This is a genomic window from Phaeospirillum tilakii (assembly GCF_042683125.1).
Lineage (GTDB): Bacteria > Pseudomonadota > Alphaproteobacteria > Rhodospirillales > Magnetospirillaceae > Phaeospirillum > Phaeospirillum tilakii.
The window spans coordinates 1-21,602 of sequence record NZ_JBHUIY010000021.1; the positions used below are offsets into that span (position 1 = coordinate 1).

The 21,602-nt window shown below is 65.3% G+C and carries 17 protein-coding genes and 1 pseudogene; 14 read left to right on the plus strand and 4 right to left on the minus strand.

The genetic code is table 11. The features are described from left to right. Nucleotides 1–109: pseudogene (locus ACFSNB_RS11310) on the plus strand (IS5/IS1182 family transposase); the annotation flags it as partial. 17 nt (nt 110–126) lie between these two features. Here the strand turns inward: ACFSNB_RS11310 and ACFSNB_RS11315 are convergent. Continuing rightward, nucleotides 127–3,282 (minus strand): Eco57I restriction-modification methylase domain-containing protein, encoded by a 3,156-nt coding sequence (locus ACFSNB_RS11315; protein WP_377316567.1) that lies wholly within the window; start codon nt 3,280–3,282, stop codon nt 127–129. A 67-nt stretch (nt 3,283–3,349) separates the two neighbouring features. Here ACFSNB_RS11315 and ACFSNB_RS11320 point away from each other — a divergent pair, with 67 nt between their 5' ends. After that, nucleotides 3,350–3,613 (plus strand): hypothetical protein, encoded by a 264-nt coding sequence (locus tag ACFSNB_RS11320; protein ID WP_377316569.1) that lies wholly within the window; start codon nt 3,350–3,352, stop codon nt 3,611–3,613. Nucleotides 3,614–3,803: 190 nt separating this feature from the next. Here the strand turns inward: ACFSNB_RS11320 and ACFSNB_RS11325 are convergent, their stop codons facing one another. Continuing rightward, a complete protein-coding gene (locus ACFSNB_RS11325; RefSeq protein ID WP_377316571.1) occupies nt 3,804–5,489 on the minus strand; it encodes a methyl-accepting chemotaxis protein in 1,686 nt (561 codons plus the stop codon). Nucleotides 5,490–5,845: 356 nt separating this feature from the next. On the opposite strand from ACFSNB_RS11325, the gene ACFSNB_RS11330 reads away from it, so the two are divergent. Further along, the gene (locus ACFSNB_RS11330) at nt 5,846–6,874 is read left to right on the plus strand and encodes a hypothetical protein (protein WP_377316573.1); all 1,029 of its coding nucleotides are present in this window, start codon (nt 5,846–5,848) and stop codon (nt 6,872–6,874) included. Between the two features lie 92 nt (nt 6,875–6,966). Here ACFSNB_RS11330 and ACFSNB_RS11335 read toward each other — a convergent pair whose 3' ends face one another. Then, entirely contained in the window at nt 6,967–7,644 is a 678-nt protein-coding gene (locus tag ACFSNB_RS11335) for a ribonuclease T2 family protein (protein ID WP_377316575.1), read from the minus strand. 111 nt (nt 7,645–7,755) lie between these two features. Between ACFSNB_RS11335 and ACFSNB_RS11340 the strand changes: the two genes are divergently transcribed. The 6 genes from ACFSNB_RS11340 to ACFSNB_RS11365 all read left to right on the plus strand — a co-directional run bounded on the left by ACFSNB_RS11340 (nt 7,756) and on the right by ACFSNB_RS11365 (nt 14,798). Then, nucleotides 7,756–8,556 carry a hypothetical protein gene (locus tag ACFSNB_RS11340; RefSeq protein WP_377316577.1) on the plus strand — a complete coding sequence of 267 codons (801 nt, stop codon included), beginning with the start codon at nt 7,756–7,758 and terminating at the stop codon, nt 8,554–8,556. A 41-nt stretch (nt 8,557–8,597) separates the two neighbouring features. Further along, nucleotides 8,598–8,885: an Asp-tRNA(Asn)/Glu-tRNA(Gln) amidotransferase subunit GatC gene (gene gatC, locus ACFSNB_RS11345; RefSeq protein WP_377316579.1), complete on the plus strand. Its 288-nt coding sequence runs from the start codon at nt 8,598–8,600 to the stop codon at nt 8,883–8,885. Next, nucleotides 8,882–10,354 (plus strand): Asp-tRNA(Asn)/Glu-tRNA(Gln) amidotransferase subunit GatA, encoded by a 1,473-nt coding sequence (gatA, locus tag ACFSNB_RS11350; RefSeq protein WP_377316581.1) that lies wholly within the window; start codon nt 8,882–8,884, stop codon nt 10,352–10,354. Before gatC ends, gatA begins: the two co-directional genes overlap by 4 nt. Then, nucleotides 10,354–11,814, plus strand: a complete 1,461-nt coding sequence (gatB, locus tag ACFSNB_RS11355) for an Asp-tRNA(Asn)/Glu-tRNA(Gln) amidotransferase subunit GatB (protein ID WP_377316583.1) — start codon at nt 10,354–10,356, stop codon at nt 11,812–11,814. Before gatA ends, gatB begins: the two co-directional genes overlap by 1 nt. Before the next feature lie 413 nt (nt 11,815–12,227). Further along, nucleotides 12,228–14,405 (plus strand): tetratricopeptide repeat protein, encoded by a 2,178-nt coding sequence (locus ACFSNB_RS11360; RefSeq protein ID WP_377316585.1) that lies wholly within the window; start codon nt 12,228–12,230, stop codon nt 14,403–14,405. Between the two features lie 3 nt (nt 14,406–14,408). Continuing rightward, entirely contained in the window at nt 14,409–14,798 is a 390-nt protein-coding gene (locus ACFSNB_RS11365) for a hypothetical protein (RefSeq protein WP_377316587.1), read from the plus strand. 82 nt (nt 14,799–14,880) lie between these two features. On the opposite strand, the gene ACFSNB_RS11370 is transcribed toward ACFSNB_RS11365, so the two are convergent. Then, the gene (locus ACFSNB_RS11370) at nt 14,881–16,251 is read right to left on the minus strand and encodes an aminotransferase-like domain-containing protein (protein WP_377316589.1); all 1,371 of its coding nucleotides are present in this window, start codon (nt 16,249–16,251) and stop codon (nt 14,881–14,883) included. Nucleotides 16,252–16,381: 130 nt separating this feature from the next. Between ACFSNB_RS11370 and ACFSNB_RS11375 the strand changes: the two genes are divergently transcribed. From ACFSNB_RS11375 to yjeH, 5 genes are all read left to right on the plus strand, one after another. Then, entirely contained in the window at nt 16,382–17,299 is a 918-nt protein-coding gene (locus tag ACFSNB_RS11375; protein ID WP_377316591.1) for a DMT family transporter, read from the plus strand. A gap of 17 nt (nt 17,300–17,316) precedes the next feature. Further along, complete coding sequence (locus ACFSNB_RS11380; RefSeq protein WP_377316593.1) at nt 17,317–18,363, plus strand: serine O-acetyltransferase; 1,047 nt, start codon at nt 17,317–17,319, stop codon at nt 18,361–18,363. A 76-nt stretch (nt 18,364–18,439) separates the two neighbouring features. Continuing rightward, nucleotides 18,440–19,426, plus strand: coding sequence for a PLP-dependent cysteine synthase family protein (locus ACFSNB_RS11385; protein ID WP_377316595.1), 987 nt, complete (start codon nt 18,440–18,442; stop codon nt 19,424–19,426). A 7-nt stretch (nt 19,427–19,433) separates the two neighbouring features. After that, complete coding sequence (locus ACFSNB_RS11390) at nt 19,434–20,159, plus strand: alanyl-tRNA editing protein (RefSeq protein ID WP_377316597.1); 726 nt, start codon at nt 19,434–19,436, stop codon at nt 20,157–20,159. A 144-nt stretch (nt 20,160–20,303) separates the two neighbouring features. After that, nucleotides 20,304–21,578 carry an L-methionine/branched-chain amino acid transporter gene (yjeH, locus tag ACFSNB_RS11395; RefSeq protein ID WP_377316599.1) on the plus strand — a complete coding sequence of 425 codons (1,275 nt, stop codon included), beginning with the start codon at nt 20,304–20,306 and terminating at the stop codon, nt 21,576–21,578. Nucleotides 21,579–21,602: the final 24 nt, after the last annotated feature.

Sequence of the window (21,602 nt, forward strand, 5' to 3'; positions counted from 1 at the left end):
ATTGGCCAAGGACTGGGAAAAATCCATCGCCTCCGCCGAAGCATGGATCAACGTCGCCCATATCCGCCTCACAACCAGGCGTCTCGCAAGGTATTGTTTCAATTCATAGAGTTTCGAGTCGGGCTCTCAAGCGCCCGTCAGAAGCTGCTCCGAAATTTTGTCCATGGCAGCCAGCAACTCCGCTCTCTTCACCTCGGACTTGGCGCTGTGAGCATCCGTGCAGAGCTTCGACAGCTCCTGATGGTCGGCATTCTTCGGCTTGAACTCGGGCAGGCTCAGGTGCTTGAAGATATTGGACACCTGGATTTGGATGGTATGGCTTTGAACGTATTCCCGGACGAGCGACGAGTTCAATAGGGCGCAGACGTAATGCGCCTCGGCTTCGTCGGTGAAGTCGGCAAAATAGATTTTGTGATCTGGGACATACACTCGCTTACCGCCATTCGGCATGTCGGCGCTAGTTACCACCGCAGCCTCGAAGGTCTTGGAAAGTTCGGCCCAGACCACTTTATATGGAGAGAACGTATACGCGCCGACATTATAGATGACGTATTCTGGTGCACCGTTCTGGCGCTGCTTATAAGTCGATCTTGCAAGTAGTTGCTTCCGGTACGCGTGGAAATACGTCTTAGTCTTCGGGAGGTCGTCAACCACCGCTTCCGCCGCTTCATAATCGGCGCGGTTGATGCCTGTGTTGGGGACAAACACATAGAGATCGTCCTGGACATGGACGTGGCAGGCTGAGAAGTCTGCAGCCCCTTTCAGGAGCGGATAGAGAAGATCAGGTTCGACCCAATAAGTCCTGGCCGGGCCGATATCCGTCCGTCCCGCTTCCGGGCGTGTCCGAATCTGGACCAGCCCATCCGTCGGATTCGTATCGAGGATGTTCACCAGCAACACGCCGTTAAGATCGCAGGTCACTCCTTTCCGGCCAGCCAGCCAATCGCTTTGCCCCTGGATTGCCGACATGGCCGTGAAACGCCCTTTGGGCAGGATGGCCCAGGGAGAGTTGTCTCCGTCAACCGGCGTCGCCTCCCAATCCAAGATCGAGACCCGCCCAAGAACGGTGCCCTTGTCGGCTTCCTCGGGAATGGTGGCGCTGTAGCCGTCCGCCTTTTCCCAAACCCGGTAGGCGACAGGGTACTTTGGCTTCTTCTTGCCGACCTTTTCTAGTCGCATGATCGCGGTCTTGTTGGCGACCTTCGGGAAGGGCTTGAGGTTCTTGAGGTCGTCAACCGTGACAGGGATGAAATTAGCTTCCTTGTTAATCTTGAAACTTCGGAAACCTTGTGACGACGGGCTTTGGAAATGGGTTTGCGTGATCACAAAGGCCAATGTGCCGCCGTCTTTCAGCCACTTGTCGGCAACCGTGTAGGTGATCATTCCCGAGATATCGAGTTCGTTGCCGCCGTGAAAAGGCGTCTCCGAGAAAATGGCGTACTGTTCGCAAGTGGGCTTGATTTTTTCCCGATAGTGTTCCGGGAGGCTTGACCAGCGGACCCACGGGGGATTTCCCACCACCACGTCGAACCGCCCGGCAACCGCGGACCAGAAGAAGTTCCTGACAATGCGGAACCAGATACCGTTCCAATCCTTCTTGTGCAGGTTCAGCACCTGTTCATAGGTTGCCGCCAAAGGCTCTTTCCAATTGCCCGCTTCAGAGGCAGCCAGCGCCCCTTTCTTGACGAGAGCCGTCTCCACCTTGTTGTAGGTGTCCTCGGCCTCCACGCAGTCGGCCATGACGGCAAATACACGATCCAAGCGCGCCCGGTTGAAGGCGAGGTCCGCCGGGATCAGCACCTTGAGATCGGACTGTGTGCTGCCAATCCGGTATTCAACCACATCCTCATCCGCATCAGGGGAGCGCGCCGGAGAGTAAACCGCGTCTGCCAGTAACACCGGCAGTTCGACCTCAGATTTACTTGCGGCGATTAGATCTGCGATGGCGATAAGGAAATTAACGCGGGATGCCTGCACTGCCAGCGGATTAAGGTCGAAGCCCCAAACGGTATCGAGCAGCAGACTCAGCGTGTCCTTGGGGGACATCGCCATTCCGTTGGCTTCCAGCCGCTTCCTGCGAATCACCTCAAGCAGGAATGAACCAGAGCCGCAGGTGGGATCGAGCGCCCGCATCTTCAGCCACGCCTTCACCCCGGCCCGGTCGCAGGTGATATCAACCAGCCAATCGGGAGTATAAAACTCCCCCAATGCCTTCCGCAGAGGGTCGGGCACCAATGCTTGGTAAAAGGACTTGAGCACATCACGCGAGCGCGCGGCCCCAAGGTCATCCATTCGATAGAGAGCGAGTTGCGTGACCAGGGAACGGATGGCCACAGCGATAACGGTACGCCCTTTGGCGGACAGCGACGTGTCCGCGTACCAAGCAAAAACAGCCTCTTCCACGAATCCTTTGATGCGTGCGGCCTCAAAAAAGGCGCTACGTTCAATATCTTCATTCAGGCGTTCAAGTAGGTCGCCATCCTCCAGGCCGAGAAGGTGTTCGCAGAAATCGGGGTAGGCGCTTAGGCCATGTTCTGAAACGATTTCGGCGGCCAGCATCTTCATGACGAAGGCATTGTAGGTGTGAACCACGAAGAGAAGGCCGGCGACGGCATCTTTCGCAGGCAGATGGGCTGCCAGGGGAACTGCCCGGCGAATGGCCTCCTCCTGTGCCCGTGTAAGGTCGGCAACTTGGCCGAACAGCGTCCGCCATTCCTCGAACAACATGCGGATCTTGTTGTTTCCCGTCCTTTTTAGGTGTGCGCCAAGCTCGGAGGCCAGCGCAGCCATAAGGGCAGCCCCAACACCGGAGGCGTGACCGAAGTCTTCAACAAGGTTTTCTGAGGTGACGGCTCGACGCTTGGCATCTCTGCACGCCTGCGCAACCAATTCGACGGAGGATTCGTTGAAAGGCAGGAGATGGCGGTGGACGATTCCCCCTGTTCGCCAGAAAGCAAAGCATACATGGTCGCCATCAATGGCGATCCCAATGTACTCCTCCTCGGGGATGCCTTCGGCCTTGGCTCGCGCTGGAATGTATTTAGCCAGTCGATCATAGATGGCTTCTTTGAAAGAAGCGCTTTTTACGCTTCCTTTGAAAAGCCCTTTATCCTTAAATTCAATAATGACCTGATTATGCGAAGCATCGTTTCTGCCTCTCTCGGCATGGAAAGTTATGTCCAATTCGTTTTCGAGGCGCTTCAGCCACCCTTTGCGTACTTCTTCTTCGGTGCCCCAATGAGGGCGATCCTTGGAGAGTTTGCGAAAGAGTGTCTCTGCCATAGTTAAATTCCCTACGCTCATGGGCGTGTAGGTCTTACACCGTGCTCCCCCAATCAGGAAGAATTGTTTGCGCCATGGCGCTCTTGCTGGTAAAACTCCCGGTATCCGGGAATGGGACTCGGAGCGCATTGCTGAACGTGTGCCGCTTACGTTTCTGACCACGGCGCGATTTGAAACGCGTTTTACCGCCATGCGGTCCGACATGGAGGCTCAAATCTCCGATCAGGTCAGGGGCGCTCGGGGCACGCTGGAGCAGGTGTTCGAGGCCAGGGTTGCCAGGGCGGTCGAGGCGGAACTGGAGCGTCTGACCGCCCCCGCGACGGTCGCTTGATTCGGTGGATACGGAATCGCATAGTGAGAATGCGGTTGCGACCGCATTTTCCTACGGGCTAACCCTCGTGGGGATGACAGTTTTGCGCCAGTCGCTTGGGGCGGGGGAAACCTCGCCCCTTAGTTTTTGGTGGGGTGCCGCTTGATCCGGACGGCGGAACGGGAGGCGCCGGGGCGCCCCCCTTTGCGCGTCAGGCGCGGCGGACCGAGGCGATGAAGCCGTCCATCCGCGTGCTCAGCCCCTGCACCCGCGTCAGCAGATCGTCGGCCACCGAGCCCACTTCGGCGGATTCGCGGTCGGTGTGGCCGGCGGCCTCGCGCACCAGCGTCAGGTCCTGGCCGGTCCGGCCCACCCCGTCCGCCGCCATCTGCACGTTGCGGGCGATCTCGCGCGTTGCCGCCCCCTGTTCCTCCACCGCCGAGGCGATCGTCGCCGTCGCCTGACCCAGCCCGTCGATGGTGCCGCCGATCGTCTCGATCGCCGCCACCACCTCGCGCGTCGCGGTCTGGATCGCCGTCACCTGCTGGCCGATCTCGCCGGTCGCCTGGGCGGTCTGGTTGGCGAGATGTTTGACCTCGCCCGCCACCACCGCGAAGCCCTTGCCCGCCTCGCCGGCCCGCGCCGCCTCGATCGTCGCGTTCAGGGCCAACAGGTTGGTCTGGCCGGCGATCGCGGTGATCAGTTCCACCACGTCGCCGATCCGGCTGGCCGCGCCGCTGAGGCCGTTGGCGATCTCGCGGGTGCGGGTCGCCTCGTCGATCGCGCGGCGGTTCATCTCGGCGGTGCGCGCCATCTCCTGCGAGATCGCGTTGATCGAGGCGGTCAGTTCCTCGGCGGCGGCGGCGACGATCTCGATCCCGCCGCCGGCCGCCACCGCCGCCTCGGCCGCCCGTGCCGATTGGTCCGAGGTGGTCCGCGCCGTCTGGGTCAGCGTCGCCGCCGAGGCCTGCAACTGCCCGACCTGGGCGCCGACATCGTCCACCACCGTCTTGATCTCGCGCTCGACCCCGTCGGCCAGCGCCCGCATCTCGGCGGCGCGCTGCTCGGCCCGGCGCTGCTCCGCCGCCTCGCTTTCCTGCCGCAGCTTGGTCATCGCCAGACCGTTTTCGCGGAACACCTCGACCGCGCGGGCCATGTCGCCGATTTCGTCGGGCCGGTCGGCTCCGGGCACCGTGACGCTGAAATCATTGTCGGCCAGTCGCCGCATCACCCCGTCGAGCGCCAGGATCGGCCGGGTCAGCCCGCGCCCGAGCATCAGCGTCGCCCCCAGCAGCACCACCAGCACCACCGCCAGCCCGCCCAGCACCCGATACAGCTCGGCGCGGAAGGCGGCGTCGATGTCGTCGAGATAGACCCCCGACGCCAGCACCCAGTTCCAGGGTGCGAACGGCGCCTCGTAGGAGATCTTCTCGAACAGGGTGTCGCCGCCGCCGGTCTTGGTGAAGCGGTAGCTGGTGTAGCCGCCCCCCTTGGCCGCGTTGTCGAGCTGATGGCGGATGAAGGCGAAGCCGTCGGCGTCCTTCTCGTCGATCCGCTGCCGCCCCTCCAGCTCCTGGCGGGTGCCGTGGACCTCGGTGACGCCGTTGGTGTTGTAGATGAACAGATAGTCGCCCTGGCCGAACCGCATCGCCCGCACCGCGTCACGGGCGCGCCGCTTGGCCTCCTCCTCACTTTCCGTCCCGGCCTGGGCCTGACGGTAATGGAAGGCGACCACGCTGACCGCCGTCTCGACCACCTGACGCACCGCCATCTTGCGGTCCGCCACCATCGCCCGGTGCAGGCTGAACAGGTTGAGTGTCACCAGAACCGCGACGCAGGACAGGCTCAGTCCCACGATGATCATGATCTTGTGAGTAATCCGCACGCTGATCGCCATTGCGTCCCCTCCTGCGGCCGATCTCAAATCAGACCGGCCCAGCTTAGGGACAGAACCCTAAAAGAGTGTGTCTCTTTAGGCGATGCTAAAGTAGTAGGGGTGTCGAACGAAAAGGGACGCGGGCTCTGCCCGCACCCGCCAAGGGCCGCAAGGCCCTTGGATCCCGTCGATGGGGGGTGCAACGAACCAATTTGAGGAGCGTTCGCGCTGTCAGGGGTCGTGCGTTATGGTAGATTTATATTTATATAAATTCTTTTTGGATGTTGACGCCATCCGGTTTCATGGCGGTATATATCCAAGGGTAGAATGCGCGGTTTCGCCATCCAGAACGGGGCCTCTGGAAAAGGGTGGGGAAAATGACGCACCTGAACCTTGCGTCCGTGCTGGATGATTTCGGCATCAAAAGTTTTGATGATTTTCGCAGCCGTGACCATCATTACAAGAAAAATGTATTGTCTAGACTGCGGAGTGCTGCAGATTATTGTGCAAAATATGAGATGAATAGCATAATAAATCTAGTTGACCATGAAAATGGTTTGAAGATGTGCTTTAATGTGACTAGGAACGATTCTGGGGTTTGGACAAACATTCCCAATGAGGTTTTTGCGAAAAAGTTGGCGCTTTTCACATCGCGGACGGTTGTGACTTTTCCTTTTAACGAGATTTCTCCTGATCGTGGCGATGGTGCGGAAGCAATCATTCGTCTTTTGTGCAATACCGGGCCGTTCCTTCGGAGAAACTACATAACCATTCTACCCTCGGATCTGAAGGACCAGTCGCTGACCCGGCATCTGGACCGTCTGCGGCCGGCCAATTTCACGCTCGATGACTTGAATGTTCAGTTTCAGGAAAAGGCCACGGCGGGGACATTCATGCCGAGCCTCTACCTCCCCCATGTCGCGGATGTTAAATCGGAGGAAATCATTCGGATACGTGAGGAGGAAAAAGAATACTTTAATGCTGCTGAGTTGGTATTGCAAAGAAAATTGATGCATCAGCCTTTTGACGATGAAAATTTAATCTGTATTATGCAGTATATAAATATATCGATCGGAAAATTGCACAGGATCGCTCATGATATACAGGATTCTGTGTTGCGCGGCGCCGCCTGGAGATTGGTGGTTATCTTCGGATCGGCGGTGGCATTGCTTTTTCCAAAAGATCTCGTCGCCCTGGCACTGGCAGCCATCGGAACGTCGCAGATCAATATCGGCGCGATCATGCGGTCCATCCTGAACGTCCAACGGGATCTGAACGCGATGGCTGGAGAGCAGTTCTACGTTTATTGGAAGATCAACAATCCCGATCATGTCCTGGCGTTTCGTGCCCTGCTGGAGCGGTGCCTCAGTCATTTCGAGAATCGGCAGCAGGCGATCGACGACTGATCTCGCCGACGTTGGCGGGCGGTTTCGAATCAGGGAGGGGTCCGGGGAGCTCTGCTCCCCGGGCGGGCTCGCGGGCGGCAGCCCGCGCGAGGTCACGGCGCCAGGGAGACGGTGCCCGGGCATTTGTCCTGCTGGCGGGTTTCTGGCGGGCAGGCGGTCGGGTTGAGGCTCTTGTCGAGACAGATGTGGACCTCGCTCAGTTTCTTGCCCTTGCAGGTCGGGTAGAGCGCGTTGGCCGGGACCGGGAAGTTGGTCTTCAGCTCGCTGATCTTGATCCGGGCCGGCGGCGCCTCGCCGCTCAGCTTGGGGGCGAGGCCGATCTTCGCCACCGTCTCGGCCACCGACTGGAAATAGGGGGCGGGGGCGGTGGTGGCGCAGGTGCCGTGCTTGTCCCATTCGTGCCGGCGCAGGTCGTCGCCGATCATCACCCCGTCCAGCGTCGCCGGCACCGCCGCCGGGTCGAACGAAGCGCCGCCGCAGCATTGCGGCCACAGGCTGCGGTTCTGCTGCTGCGCCGCCGAGCCGGCGGCGTATTGCGGCCACAGGCCGTGGACGACGAAGCCGTGTTTCGGCACCTCGGCGCCGCATTGGTCGGGATGTTTGGCCCCGGCGGGGCTGGCGCAGAACGCCGGCGACCAGGACAGGCTCAGCACGTAATAATCGAACTGCCCGGTCTGCCCGCGCGCGGGCGAACAGAACGCCGCCACCGCCATGCCGGGCAGCGTCAGCCCCAACGCCAGCAGGGTGCCGGCGATGATGGTTGTTTTCATGGTGCGACTCTCCACCCCTGGTAACTATGGCTCCGTTGTAGCAGATCCGGCGCCGGCTGGAAATCGCCCGATCACGGCCTTATACTCCCCCGGCCAGCCAGGAGTGGGACGATGGGCGAAGCGGGACCGGATCAGTTGCGCAAAACCACCAACGTCGTGCTCGACGCCCTGGTGCAGGCGGCCGAGCGCGCCGCCGGGGGGCGGCCGTTGCCGGTGCCGCTGCTGATCGAGATCGTCGCCGGGCTCAAGCAATCCGCCGCCTTCGACGATTTCTACCAGCGTTCCTACGCCGAGATCGCCGCCCAGGCCGCCAGCGCCGAGATCGACAGCCGCCGCACCAACGCCTTCGGCCGGCTGATCCTGCATCCGCTCGATCCGCTGTTCGAAACCGGCCGGCTCGACCGCGCTTTGATCGCCAACCTGTTCAACTTCCTCCACCTTGCCCTGGGCGAGGAGGCCGATGCCCACGCCGCGCTGTGCCGCGACCGCATCGCCGCCCTGCGCGAGGAATTGGGGCCGTCCTTCACCTGGGATGTCTTCTACGACGATGGCGCGATCAAGGCGGTCTATTGGAAGGTGCTGCTGCGCATCGCCGAATCCTTCCGCCGCTTCGAGCTGCGGCGCGAGTGGTTCATCAAACTGATGCAGCACCGCCAGAACACCGTCAGCCTCGGCTCCAACGCCTTCTACGCGGTTGAGCACGACCCGGCGGCCGAGCCGATCCCGTTCGAGGAAGGCGAGTTCGCCCTGCTGCTGCATGCCTGGTTCGATCCGCTCGAAGACCTGAGCCCGCGCGACCAGTTGGCCTTCCGTCAGGCCTGCGGCAAGGCGCCGCGCGAGCTGATCGGTCCGTTCCTGACCCGGCTGGCCGCCTGCCGGGTTCCGGTTGCGCCGGCCGGGAGCGGGTGCTAACGTCCCGCCTCCGCCTGATTTTTTCGGAGTCGTCAAGGCCCATGTCCCTGGACATATCAGCCGTCCGCGCCATTGCCACTTTGGCGCGCATCGAGTTGGCGGAGGAGGAGCTTGCTCCCCTCGCCGGCGAATTGTCCAAGATCCTCGATTTCGTCGAGCAACTGTCGGAGGTCGATACCGACGGCGTCGCCCCGATGAGTTCGGTGGCCGACCAGGGCCTGCCGATGCGCCCCGATGTCGTCAATGACGGCGGCATCGCCGACCGGATCCTCGCCAACGCCCCCGAGGCGGCCGAGGGCTTCTTCACCGTGCCGAAGGTGGTGGAATGAGCGCGCTGACCGATCTGACCCTGGCCGGGGCGCGCGACGCGCTGGCCCGGGGTGAAACCAGCGCGGTCGAGCTGACCCGCGCCTTCCTCGACCGGGTCGCCGCCCACCGCGCCCTCAACGCCTTCATCACCGAGACCGCCGAGCCGGCCCTCGCCGCCGCCGCCGCCTCCGACGCCCGCCGCAAAAGCGGGCAGGCCGGGGCGATGGACGGCCTGCCGATCGGCGTCAAGGACCTGTTCTGTACCGAGGGCGTGCGTACCACCGCCGCCAGCAAGATCCTGGGCGACTTCACCCCGCCCTACGAATCGACCGTCTCGGCCAAGCTGAAGGCGGCCGGGGCGATCTCGCTCGGCAAGCTCAATCTCGACGAGTTCGCGATGGGCTCCTCCAACAAGACCAGCGCCTTCGGCCCGGTGGTCAATCCGTGGACCCGCCGTTCCGACCGTTCGGCCCGCCTCGTGCCCGGCGGCTCGTCGGGCGGTTCGGCGGCGGCGGTGGCGGCGCGGCTGGTGCTCGGCGCCACCGGCACCGACACCGGCGGCTCGATCCGCCAGCCCGCCGCCTTCTGCGGCATCACCGGCATCAAGCCGACCTACGGCCGCTGCTCGCGCTGGGGCATCGTCGCCTTCGCCAGCTCGCTCGATCAGGCCGGGCCGATGGCCCGCACCGTGCGCGACTGCGCCCTGATGCTGGGCAGCATGGCCGGCTTTGATCCCAAGGATTCGACCTCGGTCGATCGCGCCGTGCCCGATTTCGAGGCGGCGCTGACCGGCGATATCCGCGGCCTGCGGGTCGGCATTCCGCGCCAGTACCGCCCGGACGGCCTGTCGGCCGAGATCCAGGCGGTGTGGGACCAGGGCATCGACTGGCTGCGTCAGGCCGGGGCCGAGCCGGTCGAGATCGACCTGCCGCACACCAAATACGCCCTGCCGACCTATTACATCGTCGCCCCGGCCGAGGCTTCGTCGAACCTCGCCCGCTATGACGGGCTGCGCTTCGGCCAGCGCGTGCCGGGCAAGAGCCTCGACGAGATGTACGCCAAGACCCGCGCCGCCGGCTTCGGTCCCGAGGTCCGCCGCCGCATCATGATCGGCACCTACGTGCTGTCGGCCGGCTATTACGACGCCTATTACGCCAAGGCGCAGAAGGTCCGCCGCCTGATCGCCGAGGATTTCCGTCAGGCGTTCGAGCGGGTGGACGTGATCCTGACCCCGACCGCGCCGACCCCGGCCTTCGGCCTCGACGACAGCCCGGCCGATCCGGTGACGATGTGGCTCAACGACGTGTTCACCATCCCGACCTCGCTGGCCGGCCTGCCGGGCCTCAGCCTGCCCGCCGGCCTGTCGGGCGACGGGCTGCCGCTCGGGCTGCAACTGATCGGCCGGCCGTTCGACGAGGAAACCGTGTTCCGGGTCGCCGGAGTGATGGAACAGGCCGCCGGCTTCGACGCCCGGCCGGAGGGGGTGTGATGGCGTACCTGATCGAAGGCGAAACCGGCGCCTGGGAAGTGGTCATCGGGCTGGAGGTCCATGCCCAGGTCATTTCCCACGCCAAGCTGTTCTCCGGCGCCGCCACCGCGTTCGGCGCCGAGCCCAACACCCAGGTCAGCTTCGTCGATGCCGGCTTCCCCGGCATGCTGCCGGTGATCAACGAGGTCTGTGTCGAGCAGGCGGTCCGCACCGGCCTCGGCCTCAAGGCCCAGATCAACCTGACCAGCGTGTTCGCGCGCAAGAACTACTTCTACGCCGATCTGCCCCAGGGCTATCAGATCAGCCAGTTCGACAAGCCGATCGTCGGCGAGGGCGAGATCCTGCTCGACCTCGACGACGGCACCACCCGCGCCGTCGGCATCGAGCGCCTGCACCTCGAACAGGATGCCGGCAAGTCGATCCACGACATGCACCCGACCAAGTCGTTCATCGACCTCAACCGCTCCGGCGTCGCCCTGATGGAGATCGTCTCCAAGCCCGACCTGCGCAGCCCGGAAGAGGCGGGGCTCTACCTCACCAAGCTGCGTTCGATCCTGCGCTATCTCGGCACCTGCGACGGCAACATGCAGGAAGGCAGCATGCGCTGTGACGCCAATGTCAGCGTCCGCCCGGTCGGCTCGACCGAACTGCGCACCCGCTGCGAGATCAAGAACGTCAACTCGATCCGCTTCGTCCAGCAGGCGATCGAGTACGAGGCCCGCCGCCATGTCGAGGTCTACGAGGCGGGCGGGACCATCAAGCAGGAAACCCGGCTGTTCGATTCCGGGCGCGGCGAGACCCGCTCGATGCGCTCGAAGGAACAGGCCCACGATTACCGCTACTTCCCCGATCCCGACCTGCTGCCGCTGGTGATCCCGGCCGAACTGGTCGAGCGGATCAAGGCCGATTTGCCCGAACTGCCCGACGAGAAGAAGGCGCGGTTCATGAGCGAATACGGCCTCAACGCCTACGATGCCGGCGTGCTGGTGGCGGAAAAGGCCTCGGCCGAGTTCTTCGAGACCGTCGCCAAGGGCCGCGACGCCAAGGCCGCCTGCAACTGGGTGATGGGCGATTTCTTCGCCGCCCTCAACGCCAGTGGCCGCACCATCGAGGACCCGCCGGTCAGCGCCGCCAACCTCGGCGCCCTGATCGACCTGATCAAGGACGGCACCCTGTCCGGCCGCCTCGCCAAGGACGTGTTCGCCCTGATGGTCGAAACCGGCAAGGACCCCGCCACCCTGGTCGAGGAACGCGGCCTGCGGCAGGTCACCGACACCGGCGCGATCGAGGCCGAGGTCGACAAGATCATCGCCGCCAACCCCGACAAGGTCGAGCAGGTCAAGGCCGGCAAGGTCACCCTGCTCGGCTGGTTCGTCGGTCAGGTGATGAAGGCCACCCAGGGCAAGGCCAACCCCGGTGTCGTCAACGACCTGCTGAAGAAAAAAGTTTTAGGCGAGTAAAAACGCGGGCTCTGCCCGCACCCGCCAGGAGCCAGCGGCTCCTGGACCTGCTTCGATTTAAGGGGAGTCGCTCTCGGGCGGCTCCTCTTTTTGTTCGGTTTCCGCCGGAGGCGTTCCCCAGGCCCCACCGTCATGCGCGGACTTGATCCGCGCATCCATGGCGGCATGCTCCGTTGTTTTGGGGATGGGGTTCGGGATTGTTTCGCCTCGATCAATGGGTAGAATGAGAGCCTATCCGCCCTCACCAAAGCAGGCGGCATCGTCGGATCGGGGGCGCAAAGGTGGCGGAAGGCGGGGCAGGGAGGACGGACATCACCTCCCACGGGGCCGGTTCGGCGAACGGGGGCGCTGGTTCCGTCAATACCGTCAATAATTACTATCAGAAGGCCCCGATCCTTCCGGCGCCGGAGCAGGTGATCGCCGCCGCCCGTGCCCTGTGGGACACTTGGCCGGACCAAATTCCCGCGCCGGGGTCCTTGCCGCCGGGGTCGCGTCTGTCGGCCTCGTTCGCTCCCAATCCGCTGTTCGGCGGTCGTGACGCGGCGCTGGCCGAGGCCGCCGCCGGGCTGAAGCGCGGCGACGGGATGGTGATCTCGCCCGGGCCGTTGCTGACCGGCTGCGGCGGGATCGGCAAGACCCAGCTCGCCATCGAACTGGCCTACCGTTATGGCCAGTTCTTCGCTGGCGGGGTGTTCTGGCTGTCTTGCGATTCGCCCGAAGCCCTGCCCGCCGAAATCGCCTCCTGCGGCGCCGGGCTTGATCTGGCCCCGAACTATGCCGCCTTGCCCCTCGACCAGCAACTGGCCCAGGTCGCGTCGCGTTGGCAGGACGGCCGGCCCTGTCTGGTGGTGTTCGACAATTGCGAGGATCCGGGGCTGTTCCGCCAGTGGCGGCCGCGTCACGGCGATGTGCGGGTGATCGTCACCAGCCGGCGGCGCGACTGGCCGCTTGATCTCGGCTTCGCCGCTTTGCCGCTCGACCATCTCGCCCGTGTCGACAGCATCGCCCTGCTGCGCCGGTTCCGTCCCGTCCTGACCGAGGCCGAGGCGGACTCAATCGCCGATGTTCTTGGCGATCTGCCGCTGGCCCTTCATCTTGCCGGCTCCTATCTCCGCCGTTACCAAACCCCGGCGGCCGCCTATTGCGCCGCATTGGAACGGGCGGATCCGCTGGCGCACCACTCGCTCAAAGTGGGCGAACCGACTCCGACCGGACACGATGTCGATGTTGCCCGCACCTTCGCGGTGTCGCTCGACCGGCTCGATCCGGCCGACCCGGTCAACGCCCTGGCCCGGGCGATCCTGACCCATGCCAGTTGGTGCGCGCCGGGCGAGCCGGTGCCGCTGTGGCTGCTGGCCCGCGCTCTGGACCGGGACGAGGCCGGGGCGGAGGAGTGGGGCGAAGCCCTGGCCCGGCTGGACGATGCCGGCCTGATCGAACGCGGCGAGGACACGCTTCGGCTGCACCGCTTGATCGCCGCCTTCGCCCGCCCCCTGTCGGCCGATACGGTGGCCGACAGGATCGAAACCGCCGCCGCGAGCGTCGCTTTCCAACAGAACAAAATAGGTCTGCCCGGGCCGCTGTTGGCTTGGCAGGTCCATCTCCGTCATCTCGCCGATCAGGCTGATCGCCGGCAGTCTCTCTCGGCTGCACCGCTCCTCAACAATCTCGGGGTTCATCTCAGGCAAATCAGCGATCTGTCGGGCGCGCGGGGGGCGTCTGAGAGGGCGTTGCGGATCGCCGAGGCGGTCTACGGCCTCAACCATCCCCATGTGGCGGCCTGCATCAACAATCTCGGCTCGGTCTTGCAGGATCTGTGCGATCTGTCGGGGGCTCGGGCGGCGTTTGAGCGGGCGTTGCGGATCGACGAGGCGTTCTACGGTCCCAAACATCCCGAGGTGGCACGTGACGTCAACAATCTCGGCTCGGTCTTGCAAGATCTGGGCGATCTGTTGGAGGCGCGGGCGGCGTATGAGCGGGCGTTGCAGATCAGCGAGTCGGTATATGGCCTCGACCACCCCCAGGTGGCAGCTTGCATCAATAATATCGGCGCATGCTCATGGGGGCTAGGTGATCTGTCGGGGGCGCAGGCGGCGTTTGAGCGTGCGTTGCGGCTCGACGAGGCCGCTTACGGTCCCGACCATCCCAAAGTGGCGATCCGTGTCAACAATCTCGGCGGGGCCTTGCGGAGACAGGGCGATCTGTCGGGGGCGCGGTTGGCGTATGAGCGTGCGTTGCGGATCGACGAGGCGATCTACGGCCTCGACCATCCCAGGGTGGCGACCGATGTCAACAATCTCGGCGAGGTTTTGCGGGCTCAGGGCGAACTGTTGGGTGCGCGAGCGGCGTTTGAGCGTGCGTTGCGGATCGACGAGGCGGTCTACGGCCCCGACCATCCCGAGGTGGCGCGCGATGTCAACAATCTCGGCTCGGTCTTGCAAGATCTGGGCGATCTGTTGGAGGCGCGGGCGGCGTTTGAGCGGGCGTTGGCGATTTGCATCCGTTTTCTGCCGCCGGATCACCCGCATCTTCGTATCGTGAAGAGCAATCTTGCCGCGCTGGGGCTGGCAGGGCAGCACAGGGAGGACTGACGGATGGAACCGATTACGGGGATTTTGCTGTCGGCTTTGGCGGCGGGGGTGGGGGATGCGACGCGGCAGACGGTGACGCGGGCGGCGGAGGATGCCTATGCGGCGGTCAAGAAGCGACTGGCCGCGCTGGGGGGCGAGGCGGCGTTGCCGGTGGCGGCGCTGACTCATCTGGAGCAGAATCCGGCGGCGGCGGATTGGCGGGGGGCGTTGAGCACCGCGCTGGCGGTGCCGCCCTGGAGTGACGATGCCGAATTGCGGATGCTGGTCGAGCAATTGCGGGCGGCGTTGCCGCCGTCGGCGGTTCACCACACCACGATCACCTCGACCGGCGCGGGCAGCGCGGTGGGGGGCGACGGGGCGACGGTGACGGTTAACAACACTTGGTCCCGCTGACTCCCATTGAAGCAGGTCCAGGAGCCGCTGGCTCCTGGCGGGTGCGGGCAGAGCCCGCGTTTTCCCTTTTTCCTCCGCGCTTTTACCCCGACCACGCCGCGCCGAGGCGGTGGAGGCGGTCGAGGGCGCGGCTGAGGTCGGCGCGGCTGGCGGCGGCGGTCAGGCTGACCCGGATCCGTGGGGGCGGCTCGCGCGTTACCGCGAAGGTTGCCGCCGGCACCACCTCCAGCCCGGCCCGGCGGCAGAGGCCAGCCGGATCCGTTTCCTCGGCCGGCAGGGTCAGCCAGACATGCGGGCTGGGGCGCGGCTCGCCGTCGGGGCGGCCGGGCAGGGCGCGGCGGGCCAGCCGGTAGCGGGCGGCGATCTCCTCGCGTTGCCAGCCGGCCCGGCGCAGGGCGGTACCGTCCTCCAGCCAGCGGCAGGCGATTTCGACCATCAGCGGCGCCAGCGGCCACAGCGTGGTCTGGGGTTCGGCGGCGACCGCCCGCACCGCCGGGCTGGTGCCGGCGATCACGCCGAAGCGCAGGCCGCCGGCGACGCATTTCGACAGGCTGGTCACCACGGTACAGGCCTCGGGCAGCAGCCGGGCCAGCGGCGGGGTGTCGGCCAGCATCCCGTAGACATCGTCCTCGATCACCTGGAGGCCGCGCCGGCGGGCGATCTCGGCCACCGCCTGCCGGCGGGCCGCGCCCATCGTCGCTCCGGTCGGGTTCTGCAACGCCGGGACCAGCACCACCACCCGGGCCGAGGTGGCGCGGGCGGCGCGGTCGAGCGCGTCGGGCAGGATGCCCTCGCCATCGGTGGCGACGCCGTGCAGCGGCAGGGAGAGTTGCCGGGCCAGCGCCTTGATCCCGGGGAAGGTCAGGTCCTCGACCAGCACCGGATCGCCCGGCTGGCACAGGGCCAGCAGCACCGCGAGCAGGGCCTGTTGCGCCCCGGCGGTGGGGATGACGTCCCCCGGCCGGAGGTCGAGGCCGCGCGCGGCGAGCCAGGTGGCGCCGGCGATCCGGGCCCGGGCGATCAGGGCGGCGGTGGGATGGCCCAGCGCCCCGGCCAGACGCTGCCGCGCGGCGAGATCGGCCAGGGTGGCTTCCATCTCGGCGGCATCGGCGGCGGGGTCGGGGCTGGCCGGAATGTTGACCGACAGGTCGATCGTCCCCGCCGCCGCCGGGGCCGCCGCCGGGCCGTCGAGCCCGAACAGCATCGCCTCGCGGCTTTCCGACAGCACGAAGGTGCCCCGGCCGACCTCGCCGGAAATCAGATGGCGCCGGATCGCCTCGCCATAGGCGCGCGTCACCGTGCTGACATTGACCCCGAGCCGCCACGCCAGGTCACGATGGGTCGGCAGGCGGTCGCCCGGCCGCAATTCGCCCCGCGCGATGGCCTCGGCCAGGGCTTCGACGATGGCGAGGTAGCGGACCGGATGACGGCCTCTCAGGTCGGGAACCCACATTGTTTGCCACACAATGTTTTCGTTGATTCGGACAATGCGGCTGTTTGATAGTCAAATCAACGAGTAAAACAATCACAAGCTGTCGTCTGCCGGTTTTCCGGCGCGCGTTTTCCGCCGGGAAGGAGCGAGGATGAGTCCCTCCGACAGTTCGTCGTCCGCGGCCATGATCGAGCCGGCCTCTCCCGACGCGATCGCGGTGGCGGGGGTGATCCTGGCGGTGTGTTTCCTCGCCACCGGCGGGATCTTCGTCAAGCTCAGTCCGCTCGACCCGATCGCCACCGGGGCGTGGCGGATCCTGCTGGCCCTGCCGCTGGTCCATGGCTGGGACGCGCTGGAGCGCAGACGGGCGCCCCGGGCCGTCTCCCGGCTGGAGCGGCGCGATCTGGCGGTGCTGTGGGCGGCGGGGGCGCTGCTCGGGCTGGACCTGACGTTCTGGAACATCTCGTTCCATTACACCACGGTGGCCAATGCCAACCTGCTGGCCAATCTGGTGCCGTTCGTGGTGGTGCCGCTGTCGGTGCTGCTCTATCGCGAGCGGATCCGCCGTTCGTTCCTGGCGGGGCTGGCGCTGACCCTGTGCGGGGTCATCCTGCTGTTGTCGGCCTCGCTGCGGGCCTCGGCCTCGTCGGTGCTGGGGGACGGGCTGGCGCTGCTGACGGCGGTGTTCTACGGCCTGTATCTGCTGCTGGTCAGCCGGCTGCGCCGCCGCTTCGGGCCGGGGCGGATCCTGTATCTCAGCAGCCTCGGCTGCCTGTCCACCCTGGTGCCGCTGGCGCTGTTGCTGGAACAGCGGCTGGTGCCGGCGGGGCTGGAGGATCTGGCGCCGCTGGTCGGGCTCGCGGTGCTGTCGCATGTGGTCGGGCAGGGGATGCTGGCGCAATGCCTGCGCCCGGTGCCGGCCGCGCTGTCGTCGGTGCTGGTGCTGATGCAGCCGGTGGTGGCGGCGATCTATGCCTGGATCCTGTTCCACGAGACTTTGACCGTCCGCCAGATCGTGGGGATCGCGATCTGTCTGGTCGGGCTCTATTTCGCCAAACGAGGCCAATAACGTCTGGAGCGCCTGTCATGGAAAAACTCGTCAGAAAGATTCATGACGTCGTCGGAATGGAAATGCTCCGGCTGGTCGGGCCGGAGGCGCTCGCCCGGTTGCGGGCGGACGAGGAGGGCTATGATCGCACCATCGGCCTGATTATCTCGGACCTGCGCGCCTACGAGGCGAAGGATCCGGCCTCGCGCGGGCGGCTCAACATCATCCTCAGCAGCCGCCCCGGCTTCAAATGCGTGATGCTGCACCGGCTGGCGCATGCCTGCCTCGCCGGTGGGCGGGAATATGCCGACCGCCTGTCCTCGGCGGCCTTCATGGAAACCGGCATCGACCTTCATCCGGCGGCGCGGATCGGCGCCCGACTGGTGATCGACCATGGCTGGGGATCGGTGATCGGCGAGACCACGGTGATCGGCGAGGATTGCTACATCCTCGGCTGCGCGATCCTGGGGGCGCGGGGCATTTCCAACAATCCCGACGGCAAGCGCCACCCGACGCTGGGCGACCGGGTCGAGGTTGGCGGTCATGCCCGGCTGCTTGGCAACATCGTCATCGGCGACGATTGCTTCATCGCTCCCTACGCCACCGTCACCACCGACATTCCGTCGCGTTCCAAGGTGTTGATCGTCAGCCAGTTGCAGATCTGCCATCCCCGCGCAGGGAACGGGGCCGAGATCGCGCGGCCGAAGCGGGCGGCGGCGGTGCGGGGCGTGGTTCATCACGACAACGCTCTGATCGTCCAGACCGAGGGGGCCCGTGTCCCGGTGTTTTCGATCATCAACGACGACAGCGCCGAATTGCTGGTCCTGTCCGCCCGTCGGATCGGCGGCGAGGGCGATCGGCTGGTCTGGTCGGTTGGGGCGCCGGCGCTCGACGCCGTCCTCACCCACGCCGGACGGGTCCATCTGCGGATGGAGGAGGGCGGGGCCCCTGTCCTGGTGCTCGATCTCAACCGGCTGTGCCAGTCCTTTGCCGGTTCGGGCGAACCGGCGCCGTCGCCGGCGTGGGGCGGTTTTCCGCCGGGCGGGCTGGAGCGGCGCGGCCATGACGGCGTGGTCCTGCTGTGAGGATCGGCGCCCCGGCCGATCCGGCTGGGGCCGGCAACCGGCCGCCGCCCGAGGCGGCCTTGAGGTCGAGGATCGGATGACATCCCTCAATCAGATTGGGCCGGCGCCCGCTCCGCCCGCCATCGTCGACAGCATCCTGGCGCTGGTCGGCGGAACCCCGACGGTGCGGCTGGACCGCTTCCGGCGCGGGCTGTCGCTCGAATCGTCGTTCTACCTCAAGCTTGAACAGACGAACCCGGGCGGCAGCCACAAGGTCCGGATCGCGGTCAACATGGTCCTGGACGCCGAACGGCGCGGCCTGCTGCGCCGTGGAAGCGGCCAGACCATCATCGAGGGGACCGGCGGCAATACCGGACTGGGGCTGGCGCTGGCGGCCAATTTGTTCGGCTACCGGCTGGTGCTGGTCGTCCCCGACAATTACAGCCGGCGCAAGATCCGCCTGCTGGAAGCCTATGGCGCCGAGGTCCGGCTGGCCGAGTCCCGCCGTGGGCGGGATGCCCATTTCGGGCTGGCGCGCGAGCTGCTGCGGCAAAATCCCGGCTGGTTCATGCCGGACCAGCTCGTCAACGCGGTCAACGTCGAAACCCACGCCCGCGAGACCGGGCGCGAGATCGTCGAGGCGTTTCGCGGCCTGGACCTGGATTATTTCGTCGCCGCCGCCGGATCGGGAGGCCACCTCACCGGGATCGGCCGGACGCTGAAGCAGGCATGGCCGAAGCTTCGGGTTTGTCTGGTCGAACCGGAGGGCTGCGACTACCGCCGCGCCGTGTTCGTGCCGCACCGGATCCAGGCGATCGCGATCGGTCAGGTTCCGGCCAACCTCGATCTCGGCGTGGTCGACCGCTATCTCGGCGTCAGCGACGGCGAAGCGGTCGAGACCGTGCGGAGTCTGATGAAATGGGAAGCGATCGGGGTGGGGCTGTCGAGCGGCGCCACCTTGGCCGGCGCGGTCAAGCTGGCGCGGGAGACCGGGGCGCCGGACCGCATTCTCTGTCTCGCCTACGACCATGTCGCCGATTACCTCGACGAAGTGATGCCCGCCCCCTCCGGCCGCGAACAGTGAGGACGCCATGTCGATCATTCCGACCATCAAGCGGTTTGAAGCCGAGTCCTACCTGAGCGAGATCGAGACCGTGGTGGTCGATCAGAGCGACGGCGGCGTCTGCCTGGAGCAGACGGTGTTCTACGCCGAAAGCGGCGGCCAGCCGGGCGACAGCGGCAGCCTGCTGTTCGAGGACGGGCTGTGCCTGCCGGTCGCCGACACCCGCTACATTCCGGGGCGGCTGCGGATCCTGCATGTGGTGACGCCGCCGCCCGGGATGGTGCTGACCGGGCGGCGGGTGGTGGCCCGGATCGACTGGCCGCGCCGCTATCGCCTGATGCGGATGCATACCTGCCTGCACCTGCTGTGCAGCGCGATCGACGCTCCGGTGACCGGCTGCGCGATCTTTCCCGAGTACGGCCGGCTGGATTTCGACCTCGAAGACACGATCGACCGCGCGGAGCTGACCGGGCGGCTGAACCAGCTGGTGGCGCGCGACGAGCCGATCGTGATCGAGTGCGCCCAGGACGCGGCCGTTCCCCTGGTCCGCACCGTCGATGCCGCGCCGCCGCCGGCCTCGGCCGAGGGGCTGCGGGTGGTGCGGATCGGCGCGATCGACCGCCAGCCCTGCGGCGGCACCCATGTCCGCTCGACCGCCGAGGTCGGCCCGATCACCGTCACCAACGTGCAGAAGAAGGGCCGGCGCCATCGCCGGATCAAGCTGGTGCTCGACGACGCGATGCCGCCCGCCTGAGCCCGTTCGCCGCGCTTTCAGCAATAATCGTTGATTCACGTAAGGAAGGCTGTCCAAATCAGCCGTCAATCTTGCTGGTTGTGTCCGCCGCTCCCATCGGGGGGAGCCGCCCGGGGACGCCCGATTTGACGGCAGGGAACGCGCATGTCTGATGCGAAGGGTGGGTTACGCCTGCACCAAGGGATCGGTTTCCTGATATCGGCCCTGCTCGGTTCCGGTGTCTTCATCGTTCCGGCGATCGTGGCGTCGATCAGCGGATATTATTCGTGGCTTCCCTGGGTCGCGATGACGGTGCTGATGCTGCCGGTTCTGTTCGTGTTTTCCTGGCTGGGGAAGGCCCATCCCCACGCGGCGGGAACCGCCCATTTCGTCAGGCTGGCGTTCGGGGACCGAATTTCCAGAAGCATCTCGATCTTGTATCTGTCGGTGATCCCGGTCGGACCGCCGGTGTTGATCGTGACGGGGGCGAGTTATCTGGCCTTCTGTTTCGGCCTTGACCTGTCATCGGTGCCGTATCTTTGCTTCGTCATGTTGGGATTGATCCTCGCGATCAATTTTTTTCATATCTCGATGGTCGGGAACATCCAATTCGCCCTTACGGCGATCACCGCCCTGATCCTCGGGCTGGTGATTTATGCCGGCCTGTTCGTCAATGAGACCGGCTTCCGGGTGTTCGACGAGGGGGCCCGGTTCGACCTGATCGAGACGGCCCGGTCGATGGGGGTCATTTTCTGGTGTTTCGTGGGGATCGAGGCCGTCGCCCATATCGCCCCGGACTTCAGGAATCCGGAACGGGACTTCCCCCGCACCGTCTCGATTTCGATCTTGGTAACCATCCTGCTGTATGGGCTGCTTTGTTATTCGGTGCTGAATTATGCCGCGTTCGGCAGCGAGGAAAAAAATATCGCCTCCCTGCCGACGGTCATCAGCCAGTCTTTTGGGGCCGCCGGTTCGCGCGTGATCGGATTCGTCGGCTTCGTGACCTGTCTGGGGGCGGTCAACCTCTACATCGTCAGCTTCGCCCGGCTGCTGACCAGTTTGAGCGAAGAGGGGGCGATCCCGCGTTTGTTCTCGACGCGGAACGACGGGGATTCCCCGATCGTCGCCATCCTGTTGGTGGTGATGGTGATCGCCCTGACGATCGTCCTGAAGTTCAGCTGTGACATAAAAATCGAGAAGCTGCTGTCGAGCGCCAACGGCATCTTCATTTCGATCTATCTGATGGCCTCGCTGTCCTCGCTGCGCCTGCTGCCGAAGCGGAACAGGCCACTGGGCGTGGTGGCGAGCGCCGTCTGTTTGCTGGTGGCGGTCTGTTTGTGGAGCGAGATGATCTACGCGGCGGCGGTGCTGGCGCTCAGCCTGGGGCTGACATCGGGGCGGGCGCTCGGCCGTCGCGCCCCCGGGTCCGGCCGCCCCTGAGCCCAAGCGGCGATTCCCTGGCCC